Origin of the sequence: Crenothrix sp. (assembly GCF_043729335.1) — a bacterium.
GTDB lineage: Bacteria > Pseudomonadota > Gammaproteobacteria > Methylococcales > Methylomonadaceae > Crenothrix.
In genome coordinates this window covers 81899-94483 of record NZ_JAYTLQ010000002.1, presented here as the reverse complement: position 1 = coordinate 94483, position 12585 = coordinate 81899, and the positions used below count along the sequence as shown (strand labels likewise).

Annotated in this window: 11 protein-coding genes; 4 read left to right on the top strand and 7 right to left on the bottom strand. The window is 44.2% G+C overall.

Translation table 11 applies throughout. The features are described 5' to 3' along the window. Window positions 1-100 precede the first annotated feature (100 nt). The 3 genes from nhaD to ACHZC4_RS01005 form a co-directional block, all read right to left on the bottom strand. Window positions 101-1621, bottom strand: coding sequence for a sodium:proton antiporter NhaD (nhaD, locus tag ACHZC4_RS01015; protein WP_394751894.1), 1521 nt, complete (start codon window positions 1619-1621; stop codon window positions 101-103). A 135-nt stretch (window positions 1622-1756) separates the two neighbouring features. After that, window positions 1757-2599 (bottom strand): 23S rRNA (adenine(2030)-N(6))-methyltransferase RlmJ, encoded by an 843-nt coding sequence (locus ACHZC4_RS01010; RefSeq protein ID WP_394751893.1) that lies wholly within the window; start codon window positions 2597-2599, stop codon window positions 1757-1759. A gap of 113 nt (window positions 2600-2712) precedes the next feature. Continuing rightward, entirely contained in the window at window positions 2713-3123 is a 411-nt protein-coding gene (locus tag ACHZC4_RS01005) for a hypothetical protein (protein WP_394751892.1), read from the bottom strand. Between the two features lie 475 nt (window positions 3124-3598). Here ACHZC4_RS01005 and ACHZC4_RS01000 point away from each other — a divergent pair, with 475 nt between their 5' ends. Then, window positions 3599-4348 carry a hypothetical protein gene (locus tag ACHZC4_RS01000; protein ID WP_394751891.1) on the top strand — a complete coding sequence of 250 codons (750 nt, stop codon included), beginning with the start codon at window positions 3599-3601 and terminating at the stop codon, window positions 4346-4348. Window positions 4349-4489: 141 nt separating this feature from the next. On the opposite strand, the gene ACHZC4_RS00995 is transcribed toward ACHZC4_RS01000, so the two are convergent. Then, window positions 4490-4735 (bottom strand): hypothetical protein, encoded by a 246-nt coding sequence (locus ACHZC4_RS00995; RefSeq protein WP_394751890.1) that lies wholly within the window; start codon window positions 4733-4735, stop codon window positions 4490-4492. A 214-nt stretch (window positions 4736-4949) separates the two neighbouring features. On the opposite strand from ACHZC4_RS00995, the gene ACHZC4_RS00990 reads away from it, so the two are divergent. Beyond that, window positions 4950-5228: a BrnT family toxin gene (locus tag ACHZC4_RS00990; RefSeq protein WP_394751889.1), complete on the top strand. Its 279-nt coding sequence runs from the start codon at window positions 4950-4952 to the stop codon at window positions 5226-5228. After that, complete coding sequence (locus ACHZC4_RS00985; RefSeq protein ID WP_087147187.1) at window positions 5188-5487, top strand: BrnA antitoxin family protein; 300 nt, start codon at window positions 5188-5190, stop codon at window positions 5485-5487. Before ACHZC4_RS00990 ends, ACHZC4_RS00985 begins: the two co-directional genes overlap by 41 nt. Before the next feature lie 57 nt (window positions 5488-5544). Here ACHZC4_RS00985 and ACHZC4_RS00980 read toward each other — a convergent pair whose 3' ends face one another. The 3 genes from ACHZC4_RS00980 to smc form a co-directional block, all read right to left on the bottom strand. Then, window positions 5545-7596 (bottom strand): helix-hairpin-helix domain-containing protein, encoded by a 2052-nt coding sequence (locus tag ACHZC4_RS00980; RefSeq protein ID WP_394751888.1) that lies wholly within the window; start codon window positions 7594-7596, stop codon window positions 5545-5547. Between the two features lie 182 nt (window positions 7597-7778). After that, the gene (locus ACHZC4_RS00975) at window positions 7779-8576 is read right to left on the bottom strand and encodes a cell division protein ZipA C-terminal FtsZ-binding domain-containing protein (RefSeq protein ID WP_394751886.1); all 798 of its coding nucleotides are present in this window, start codon (window positions 8574-8576) and stop codon (window positions 7779-7781) included. Then, on the bottom strand, window positions 8577-12083 hold the full coding sequence (smc, locus tag ACHZC4_RS00970; protein WP_394751885.1) for a chromosome segregation protein SMC: 3507 nt from the start codon (window positions 12081-12083) through the stop codon (window positions 8577-8579). A 97-nt stretch (window positions 12084-12180) separates the two neighbouring features. On the opposite strand from smc, the gene queF reads away from it, so the two are divergent. Continuing rightward, window positions 12181-12570, top strand: coding sequence for a preQ(1) synthase (gene queF, locus ACHZC4_RS00965; RefSeq protein ID WP_394751884.1), 390 nt, complete (start codon window positions 12181-12183; stop codon window positions 12568-12570). The last annotated feature ends 15 nt before the right edge of the window (window positions 12571-12585 follow it).

Here is a 12585-nt window from a genome sequence, read left to right as displayed (position 1 = left end):
ATTTTACTGGAGCTTTCGTGTCGCTTAAAAACGCCTACTTTTGGTTTCCTAGGCCATTTTTAACAGGAGTAGGAATAATTTTTTTTAATAGCGGATAAGATCAAAAATATCGGCCATTTATTAAAAAATGCGCCAAAATACTGGCTGCATAACCTAATGCAATAACCGGCATCCATTTTAAATGACTGGTAAAAGTATAAATGCCTTTAGCTTGCCCCATTAAGCCTACACCTGCCGCTGAACCTACCGCTAGCAAACTACCGCCAACCCCCGCTGTTAATGTCACCAATAGCCATTGGCCTTGCGAAATATGCGGTTCCATGGTTAATACTGCCAACATGATGGTGCCGTTATCAACAAAAGCAGAGGCAATACCCACCAAAATATTGGCCACAGAGGGATCAATGGCTGAATACAAATAAGTAGAAGCCACCGTTAAATAGCCAATAAAGCTTAAGCCGCCAACAGCCACCATGACACCGTAAAAAAACAACAGCGTGTCCCACTCAAGATTAGCTACTTTGTTAAATACATCAAAAGGCTGATCGAATGCCGCTTCTTTATATTGCGGCGTATTCATCATTTTCATGGGGGCAAAATAGTCTATTTTACCGTTAACAGGTCGCTGCTGAAGCTTCATCAACTCCGCGCCGGTTAATTCATGCGAAACAACATCACTATAGTCTGAGGTTTTTTGCAGGTAAAAGCTGAAAAACTTCAGGTATGTTAAGCCCATCATCATGCCAGCAACCGGGGGTAATCCGAGGAAGTTTTCAAAGGTTGCAGCGGTAATAATGGTCATAATAAATAAAAATATAATGACAAAACCACCGCGTTTCATTTGTTGCTCTTCCTGCACCGCTTCAGGCTTTTTCTTAGGGATGGCAAAATTCATCACCGTAGCCGGTATAACAAAGTTAACGATGGCGGGGATCAATAGCGAAAAGAAATCACCAAAGGGCACCACGCCTTTTTGCCACACGAGCAGCGTTGTGATATCACCAAAAGGACTAAACGAGCCGCCTGCATTGGCCGCAACTACCACGTTAATACACGCCAGGGTGACGAATTTGCGTTCATTTTTGCCCATAGCGACAATAACTGAACCCATCAATAATGCCGTGGTGAGGTTATTGCACACTGAGGAAATAAAGAACGCCTGAATACCGGTTATCCAGAATAATTGTCGATAACTGAAATTTTTGCTTAACAGCCAGATTCGAAGGCTCTCAAATACGCCCCTATCCTCCATGGCATTCAAATAAGTCATTGATACCATAATAAACAAAAACAGCTGGGCATAGCCTTCTAAAGAAGAACGGAATGCCAGTCCTGCTTGCTCACTCATGCCGTTACGGGCATAAATAATGGCGATAAATACCCAAATTAAACTGGCCGCCAGCACCATAGGCTTGGATTTGCGTAAGTCGGTGACTTCTTCGGTCATGGCAAACAAATAAGCCACGGCAAATAAAACCAAAGACAGATAACCCGTCCAGTGATGGGTTAAGTTTAAATGCAGGAGGGGGTTGATAGTGGCCAAATCCTCTGCGGCCAGTGACAAAGAGGGTAAAAACAGGGCAAACAAAAACCAAGAGTATTTTAAGTAACGCGATGTCATTTAAAGAGTAATCCTAACAATTAAAGTAGGTTTTGCGACGTATGTTTTAAGGGTATCATGGTTTTTATTAGTTGGGCAATAAAGTGCTTTAGTAGTTAATATACCCGTGCTGCACTACATTTCAATCTGAAATAATTATTCTCCAGACAAAGTCTGTATGCGATGAAATCCCGCTCCGTTATCGCCAAGCACTTTAGACAAATAAGGTAACGTTTGTTCCATTTCCGCTATTAATGTAAACGGAGGATTGATGACAATCATGCCGCTTGCTGTCATACCGTGGCCGCTGCTATCTTCACGTACTGCCAACTCAAATAACTGGATATTTTTGATGCCGGTAGCAACAAGGGCTTTTTCTAGCCGATGGTTACGATCGCGTTCCACAACCGGATACCATAGCGCATAGGTACCGCTGGCAAAGCGTTTGCTCATCGCTTGCAAGGCGTCGACGACCAATCGATAATCGTTTTTTATTTCATAAGAGGGATCGATCATAACCAAGCCACGATGCTGGCTAGGCGGTAGTAAGTTTACGCCATGTTTTAAACCATCGGCCTGAATAACATCCACACCTTTAACGCCTTTAAAGCGCTTGGTTAATAAAGTAATCTCGGTATTGTGTAATTCGCATAAAAACAAATGGTCCTGATTACGCAATAAGTGTTGCGCAAGCAACGGTGATCCTGGATAGCTTTTTAAGGCGTTAGTGTTATTAAAGTGTTTAACCAAAGCCACATAAGATGCTAACGATGCGGGCAAGTCATCGCATGGCCATAATTTGCTGATACCGCTGTCAAACTCTTTATTTTTTAGCGCAAACTCATTATCTAAGGGATATTTTCCGGGGCCTGCATGGGTATCGATATAGCATAATGGCTTATCTTTTTTCTTCAGGTACTCAATAATGTGAATGAGAACACTGTGCTTTAAAACATCAGCAAAATTTCCAGCGTGGAAGATGTGGCGGTAACTCAGCATGAGCAAGGAGAGTAGTGAGTAAATGAGAGCAGTTTACAGGAAAAACTGCGCACAGGTGTGATGGCAAATCGGCTAACGCCAGTTAAATCCGATTTGCGCAGCTTGAAAGTGCATTATTCAGATATTTTGACTAGCCATCCTGTTTCCGCTTCACACGCAGAGATTTTTGCATTCAACTTAACGTTAATACGGGCTACGGTATTACGTAAACTATCGGGTAATTTGCCGGTAACGACATAATACGGATCTTTAAATTCCAGATTGACGGTAACGGGGAGTTTTTTTGCGGTTACTTCAAGTTGTTCCGGTTTTTCAATGTTGGTGGCTCTAAAAGAAAATTCCGATCCTGGGGCGACAGTGGCCATATTAGGCGGCAAGAACTTCTCAAACTGAGGCCGTGAACAATTGCCGCTTGCCGCACCACGGCTTGCACCTCTATGCCCCCCATGATGCTGGGCAGCATTGACGTCAATGTAAGTAAGCAACGAAGTTGAAAACGATAAAACTATCAATAATTTTTTCATATTTTTATTTTAGTTGAAATGATAGGTGACGATGAGAGCTAAATTCGGGTGATTAAGTGAACTAAAAATCACAGCCCCCAAAAAAGTTTAATCGTCATGAAAATATCAGCCGCTTCTGCGAGCTTAGAAATAATAACCGTCATTGCTTTCATAATCAATTTACAGCGCTTATCAATTATCGACTAAACTGTAGCTGACTGACTAAGCCCCAATCCCTAGGCCATACCAAATTTGCAGACCAGATTTGCAATCAGTGCATTTACAGCGTTTTCATATCAGGTGAATAACATTAATTATTAGCAGTAAATTACAAACCTAAGTTTGTACTGCATTGAAATATAACTAATCGATACTGAAAACGCTGTAACTACCTATAAATTTAATACTGCCTATACTATGAACAAGGCGGCTTCCTAAAAAATACGCCTAAACATCCACCATTCCCCATAGTAATACCTCTACTTTAGGACTTCTCATGCCAGCACCCCCTGAGCGCTATAGACGCTTTCGCGATATTTCCGTCAGTGAAAGAATTTTAAATACCGTATTCCTATTGACCATAGGCCTTGGGTATCTGATGGCGCTTGCTAATATGTATTACACCCATCAAGGACTTGATGGTAAAGCCGGGCTTTCCGTTGAGGACATTGTCATCAGTTATCATGGCGGGAAGGATCAAACCCGTTTAGGTACTGCCATTAATGGGATTATGAAATCTAACCTGAAATATGTCAGCGACAAAGATGTCATCTTGCAATGGATACAACAAGGCGCTGAAGAACCCGCCTATGAAGAAAAAATCGCCCCCATATTGAATCGTGACTGCATTGTTTGCCACACACCTACTATTAACCCATCTTTGCCAGATTTAACGCATTATGCAACAGTCTCCGAAGTGGCTCATGCCGGTGGCGCAACCATACCCACGCTGGTGCGGGTATCGCATATCCATTTATTTGGTATTGCCTTTATTCTGTTTTTTATTGGCAAAATTTTTATATTGTGCGATATCAATGTACATATAAAAAGAGTGGCCGTCGTGATTCCATTTGCAGCGATGCTACTGGATGTGCTGTCGTGGTTTATTACTAAAGAGATTTCCTCATTCGCTTATGTGGTTATTTTCAGTGGCGCGTTAATGGGGCTGTCTATGGGCTTACAGATTTTTTTGAGTATTTATCAGATGTGGTTTTTTTCTAAAAATAATAGATCAGACAAAGACTAGTGAAGCCTGTTGTCCAACCCGTTAATTGCATGACGCGACATAGGACAACGGGCAGCTGATATCAATCGGAAGCGTTTCAATCCACGCGCCCCATACGGGGCGCGACTTTTACTCATTGCAAGACCACAAAGACTTAAGGCATCAATGGTGGTGGTGTCCGCCTCCACCATGCCAGCCGCGTCCGTCGTCATCTCCCCAGCCATGATGTCCACCACCATATCCTCTTCCATAACCGCCGCCCCTACCGCCATTTCCATAAGACTGATAGCCATTATTGTAGCCGTTATAACCCCCATAGTTGCCGTTGCCATAAGGATATACGGCACAACCTTGCAAGCTAAGTGCAAGCCCCAAAATAGAGGTTAAAAGCAATATTGTTTTCATCATTTGCTCCAGTAAGTTTATGAATATAGGAGCTAAGTTTACAGGTTTATTGATGAATGCAGGCTTAATGAAATAGGTTTTTGGAAGGCACTTTTGCAAGTTAACTCAAATCAAGCTACATAAAGGAATAACATCGTACTCAAAAAATGATGATCGAAAACGAGGGAGAAATTGAATCAAAACAAGTTGCTAACCCGTATTATTTGTAGTTACAATAATGCAAATGAACATTACTTTTGACCCCAATAAACGTACTAAAACCCTTATTGACCGAGGTCTCGATTTCATGGATGCTACTTATATTTTTGCTGGGCGACATTTCACTATCGTAGATTCTCGTAAAGATTATGGAGAAATTCGTCAAATTACTGTCGGATTTTTACACGGGCGTATGATGGTTGTGGGATGGGTACAACGCGGTGATAACCACCATGTGTTTACAATGAGGAAAGCCAATGAACGAGAAATTAATAATTATCAGGAGCGATTTGAGTAAAGCTGATACTCATATCATACAGCCCGAAGAGTATGACGAACTGCCAGAATTAAATGATGAATTTTTTGAGAAAGCCGATTTGTACGAGGGTACAAAACTTATTAGACGTGGTAGACCTGCGGGAAATAGCGTAAAAGAACAACTGACGATACGTTTTGATAAAGACATTCTGGAAGCCTTTCGCTCTACTGGGAGCGGCTGGCAAACCCGTATGAATGATGCCCTTAAGGAATGGCTAAAAGAGCACGTTATAGGATGATTGTCTGTTCAAGATTAGTTGGGAGCCGGAGCTTTAATCTCGTTATCAAGAGGGTGATTAACTCAGCAACGCCAAATACGCATCTTCACTAATAACATTAACACCTTTTTCTATAGCTGCCGCAATCTTAGCAGCGCCGACATCCGTACCGGTGACCAGAAAATCCGTCTTGCCCGTAACAGAGGTCGCCACTTTTGCACCCAAACGCTTGGCTTGTTGCGCCATAACATCGCGCTTGCCGTGTATCATAGTGCCCGTAAAAACAATGATTTTACCGGCAATCGGACTGTGGTTTTGCTGCTGTTCCGAGAGTAACGGCGTAGTGATTAAGTTAAAACCCAGTTGATAGAGCTGCTGAAAGTCATGCTGAATTTTGGCTAAGGATTCGACCACTGCGGCAGCCGTTTTATCCGCAAAGCCTTCTATGTTAATAATTTCCTCTACCGTCAGCTGAAAAATATCAGCCAACCGGTAATGTTGCAGCAACCGTTCACAATTGCCTAAACCCATGCGATGAATACCAAATGCACCCAAAAAACGCCAGTCTTCTATAGCTAAACTTTGACTGAGTTGGCGCTGTGCCAGCAGATTTTGTGCGGTTTTTTCGCCAAAACCCATACCCATTAAATCTTCCAAAGATAGCTGGTAAATGGCATACACGGAACTGACGCCTGCCGCATGGAGTTTTTGGATGGTTTTACCACCGAAACCATCGTTATTGGCCAAAACCCTGAAAAAATGCTCAATGCTGTTTTCGATTTGTGCAGGGCATTGCGTGGTATTTAGGCAGTACAGGTAATCGCTGTCCCATACAAGATCACTGCCACAACTGGGACAATGTTCGGGAATTTGCGGTGTTTGCGGGGTGATGACGCGCTCAATTTTTGGGATAACTTGGCCGCTACGGGTTAATTCAATCACCGTACCGATACCAATCCCCTGCTCTTTCACCATGCCATAATGGTGGGCAGTCGCTCTAGAAATCAACGCACCGCTCAATCGGGTCGGTTCCAGTTCTGCAACCGGATTAACACGGCCAGAACGCGAGGTTTGCGGTGTGACGCTTAATACCGTCACGATCGCCGTTTCGATGTTATTTTTATAAGCAATTTGCCAGCGATGATGATGCCGTGTCGCACCCAAATGGTTTTTCAGCACCTCATCAGTCACTTCAAAAACCACACCATCGACATCATAATCCACACTGCTTAGTGCTTGCGTGATGATGTCGGCCAGATTGGCTTTAAGGTCTTGGGCACAACCTTGCCATTGCGGCAGTTGGGCAAACGGATAGAACACTGCCGCGTGATTCTGTATGGCTTCCAGCGCGTGTTGTCCCAGGTCTTTTTCTTTGATGATACTGGCCTGGAAGTTTCGGGCATTGTCGAAGGTGTCGGCCAAATGACTAGCAAAATAGCTCTGGTTAACCACAATCTCACCTGCACCTTGGCCGCGCAGGCCATTACCGCCGACAATCAAACCGCGCTCAAACACACGGGTAATATCAGTACCTTTTCGGCCATCGCCACGGGTATAAAGCAGATTTCCATCATCGTAAGCTGCGTAACCATCCAGCTTGGGTGTGGATTTAAAGTGTAAGCTTTCAATATCTATACCGATATCTTCAGCGGCTTTTTCTAACCTTGCTAACCATTTTTTGATGCCATCAGCGGTGTAGGTTTTTTCGGTGGACAGCATTTTTTCAGGCAACAACACTGTTTTACCGGCAAAAGCCAGTTCGGGTTCGACGGTTTGTAGATAAGGGTGATCAGGGTGGCGCTTCTCCAGTTCGGCGAGAAAAATCTGGTCATAGGCTAAATCAGTAATCAGCGGCTCACCACCACGGTACAGCGCATTACAAATCTGCAAAAACCCCACCAATTGCGCATCACTTAACAAAGAAGCATCAAGCTTTGTGGCCATCTCAGCAATTTGTTCAGGGGATAAATTCAGTGGGGTTAGATCAGCAACTTCAAGGAGCTGTAACTGTGTTGGATTAAGCATGGATGTCGTCATTGAATTAGTGGCTATCCACTTAAGTTGGGACAAAGTTGTATTGCTACTGGCGTAGGTTGGGGTGACGTTAGGAACCCCAACGACACGGTGCATCACATGTTGGGTTTTGTTACCTCACCCCAACCTACAAAACGTGTCGCAGCAGCTTAAATGGATAGTCGAATTAGTTAAACATTTTCGGGGCAGCGTGTAGAGACGCAAGATTTTACGTCTCTACAATTGTAGAATTTTTTGCGTTTCTAAATCACAAGATTTTGCGACCCTAGCCGTGCTGTCTACAAACTGCGCCGAATCGCTTCAACCGTTTCTTCAGTAAGCGGTTGTCTTTGATGATCCCAGGCGACACCATCAAGTGCGTCAGCCAAATAGGCAATGGTATCGACGTAATCATCAAAAACGATGCGGGCATCTTCCAATTCACCGTGCTGCATGAAAAAAACCACACCAGGGCAGTAAAACGATTCCAGGTTTTTATCGGGAAACGTACCCGGTTCCACCATACAAGCAACACCGAAATTAACTAAACGCTGTGCATCAAGGCGCTCAAAAATCTTCAATGACCCGTAATGCAGTCCCGCCGATTCAAACGCTTCAAATAAATTCACACCATTAAAGCCTTGATCTGCATTAGCAACAATACTAAATTGAATAATAGCAGGTAGCGTTGCGCGTGGTTTAGGATCGGTATCAAGCGGCTCATAATCAAAATCGATATCAAAGTCATCGTCTTGCTCAACCACGGGTACCGGTGGCTGTACGACTTTAAGATGTGCTGGTTTTTTAGCGGCCGCTGGTTTAGGAGTCGGTGGTTGACTTTGGGGTTTGGTTGCTGTGCTGCTTGCTACATTTTGTTGGGCAATAGGCGCACTCGGCGACACGCGCACAACGTCATACTCATCATTTTCAGGATGAAGTTTTAACGATTCTTTGAGCGGGCCGATATTTTTTTCGCCATCAAAAATCTTGAAGTCATCCGACGAGCGTCGACTTCTCAAATAGCCCCATAACAGCATCGCCATCATCACCAGCAAACCGGAGGCAATTATTACAATTCTCAATATTTCTTTATCCATTTAGATTTCCGCAAGACTGACTGCTTCTTCAATATCAACAGCGACCATCCGGGACACGCCCGGCTCTTTCATAGTAACACCTGCCAGTTGTTTTGCAATTTCCATAGTGACTTTATTATGGGAAATATATAAAAACTGGACAGATTCCGACATCTCTTCAACCATCTTAGAAAACCGCCCGACATTGGCATCGTCCAGCGGTGCATCGACTTCATCAAGCAAACAAAACGGTGCTGGATTGAGCTCAAAAATTGAAAACACCAACGCAACTGCCGTTAAGGCTTTTTCACCACCCGACAGCAAATGGATAGAGCTATTGCGCTTGCCTGGAGGCCTTGCAATAATGTTAACACCCGATTCCAGTATATCCTGATCGGTTAATTCCAGATAAGCCTGGCCACCGCCAAACAGTTTAGGAAACTTTTCCTGTAAACCGGTGTTTATTTTATCGAATGTGTCTTTAAAACGCAGCCTGCTTTCTTTATCAATTTTACTGATGGCTTGATCTAACGTTTGCAATGCTTCAACTAAATCGGCATGCTGTTCATTCAGAAAATTCAGGCGTTCACTGTGCGTTTTGTACTCTTCTATAGCGGTAAGATTAATACTGCCTAAGCGTTCAATCTGCGTAGCCAATTCATCCACCTTCTTTTTCCAACCGGGCTCTTGTGCATTTTCCGGTAGAGTACTCAGTACGTGTTCAATATTAGCATCAATTTCTTTAAGCTGCTCACTGACGGTTTGCTGGCGAACTTTGTTTTCTTGGTGTTCAAAACGTAGATGATCCAATTTTTCTTTTTGTTTTTCAAGTGCTTTTTCTGCGCGCGATAGCTCAGTTGCTAAAACCGTAATCTGCGTTTCGCTGTCATCTTGTTGTTGGCGGTGTTTTGCTAACTGGTTTTCCAGATCATCTTTATCGCTACGCCGCTGTATGAGGTGCTCTTTTTCACCATCTAGCGGCAAGTTAGTCTGCTGGCGCTTTTTTTCAAGTTCAGTAATGCGTTCACGACTTTGTTGCTGCTGAATCTGTAGGCGTTCGATTTGTTTTTGGGTAAGTGTTTCTGATGACCGTAACGCTTCAATTTGCGCTCTTATGCTATAAAACTGCTGCTGAGTTTCTTTAACAATTTGCTCGGTAGTGTGTTGTTGCGCTTGCAAAGTTTGGCTTAACGCTTCCAGGTGCTGGCGTTTTTCATCTTGTTCTGCCATGACTTGTTCAGCCTCTTCCTGTAACAAACGCGATTCAGCCACTATTTCAGCATTTTCAGACAGCTCTTGATTAATGTCCTCCAGCTCTTGTTTAATCTGTTTGAGGCGTAATTGCTGCTGCTCCCATTTTGCGGAAGATGCGCTAAATTCTGAGCTTTTCGCGGACAGTTCTGCGTTAAGACGGTTGTGCTGTTGCTGTAAGGTTTCACGATTAAGTTCGGCATTTTTTAAGGCAGTTTCAGAGCTTTCAAGTTGCTGTTCGCTGGTATCGATTTCATGATGCAAGCTTTCCTGACGCTGCTTTAATAGTCGCAACTCCTTTTCACGTTGTAAGATGCCGGTTTTACTGTCCTGATGATGAGTGATTTTTACCCATCCAGGGCCAAACCAACTGCCATCGGGTGTAATCACCGATTCATGCACTTTAATCTGTGCTGATAACTGCCGTGCCTGCTCAGGGTTAGCGGCGCAATAAACGCCGGATAATAACGCACTTAAGTTCCACGGCGCGGTGATCTTATCTTGTAATGCCACGTGCTGCTGTGAGGTTGATGCAGTAGGGTAAACAGTCTCAAATAAACTAACTGATCCTTCTTTTAAAGAATTTAGAGCGGCAATAATAGGCTCAGCACTATCCAGACAAATAGCTTCCAGATAACTGCCCAACACGGTTTCAACCGCTGTTTCCCAGCCGCTTTCAACGTCCAGAAATTCAGCTAATCGTTGCTGTTGATGCAAATTCACTGTTTCTAGCCACGTACCGGTTTGCTGATTATCTTTGCCCATGGCGTGTTGCTGAAGCAGTTCTAGCGAAGTGATTTTGCCTTGTACATTTTGGCTTTCTAAGCGTTGTCCGTGCAATTGATTATGCGTGTATTTGGCCAGCTCGCGGTATTCGCGGATTTGCTGTTGCAAGATTTCCAGTTGATTATGCAAGCTATCGCGCTCTTCAAGCATTTGGTCAAGACTGTCTTGCAAAGCATCCAGATCAGTTTGGTCATTTTGGCGCCTAAGCTCGCTGCCTTCCGCGCTGAGCTTATCCAAACGCGCTTGTAACTGGCGGTTTTGGTTGTCCAGTTGGCTTATTTTTACCCGATGCACCTCGGTTTGTTCTTTGTATTTAGCGCTTTCGTTACGATAGCTTTCCCATTGTGCCTGCCAAATGCTGCGTTTTTGCTGTGAGTCCTGCTGGATATGCAACGCTTCTTCTTGGGTAGTTTCGGCAATTAACAACGCTTCTTCGGCGGCGAGCAGGTCGTATTTAATATTCTCCAACGCTTCCATATCCGCTTCCAGCTGTTCAGCGGCCTGGGCTTGCAAGTGTTGGCAACGTTCAATTTCTACCAAGGTTTCTTGATGGCTGGTTTCGTTATGCTTAATCGTTTGTTCCAGCGTACTGACTTCGGTAACCACAGCGTAATACGCTTCTTGGCTTTGATTGAGCTGCTGTTGTTGGGCTTTGTGTTCGGTGCGCTTGTTTTCTATGTTGCTTTCAAGCGCACGGCGTTCGACAAACAGACGGTTATGTTCGGTTGCAACCGCCTGTAATAGGGCATCAAGTTGCGTGGCGGCTTGATGATAAGTATTCCAGCGCATGGCCAGCAATTCCAGTTTAAACTGGCGCTCTTGCTGTTTGAGCTCGGTATATTTTTCGGCTTTTTCTGATTGTTTTTGCAGATGCTTGCATTGCTTGTCCACCTCGTCGCGCACATCGTCCAGACGTTCCAGATTTTCCCGGGTTTGCTTCATGCGGGTTTCGGTTTCACTGCGCCGCTCTTTATATTTAGAGATGCCAGCCGCTTCTTCAATATGCACACGCAGCTCGTCCGGCTTGGCTTCTACCATTCTGGAGATAGTGCCTTGTTCAATAATAGCGTAACTGCGTGAACCTAAACCAGTGCCTAAAAATAAGTCGGTAATATCTTTACGGCGGCAGCGCGAACCGTTCAGCATATAAGACGACAAGCCATCGCGACTGACTTGCCGGCGGATAGCAATGCTGTCGTATTGCGCATATTCGCCGCCAAGCTTACCTTCGCTGTTATCAAAAACCAGTTCAACAGATGCGGTGCTCACCGGCTTTCGACCCGATGAACCATTGAAAATCACATCGGCCATACTGCCGCCACGCAAATGCTTGGCAGAACTCTCGCCCATAACCCAGCGCACGGCATCTATAATATTAGATTTGCCGCAGCCATTGGGGCCGACAATAGCGGTTAAATTCCCTTTAATCGGGATGGTGGTCGGGTCGACGAACGACTTAAAACCTGAAAGTTTGATTTTTTCCAGCTTCATAACTGGTAGAATATCCCTAGACTTAAAGAAAACATTTACTATTTTAGCGGTATTTGTCAGACTTTTTATTTTTTATACACTTTTTGCATAATTCAACATGACAACAACCCCAAGTAAAACCCTGGAAACCTTTCCCAATCCCCAGCCAGAGCGTGATTATACGATACGAATGACCATTCCGGAGTTTACTTGTTTGTGCCCTAAAACCGGCCAACCTGATTTTGCGACTATCGTTATAGAGTACGTTCCAGGTGCTTTATGTGTGGAATTAAAAGCCCTTAAGCTTTATATGTGGGCATTTCGGAATCAAGGTGCGTTTCATGAAGCAGTCACTAATGAAATCCTCAACGACATCGTTGCTGCGATTGCGCCTAACTTTATGCGCATCCGTGCCGAGTTTAACGTGCGTGGCGGTATTTATACGACGGTGATTGTGGAACACAAAAACCCTGGCTGGCAAGCGCCGCAGCTTGTTAATCTGCCTTAATTTCACTATCACGAA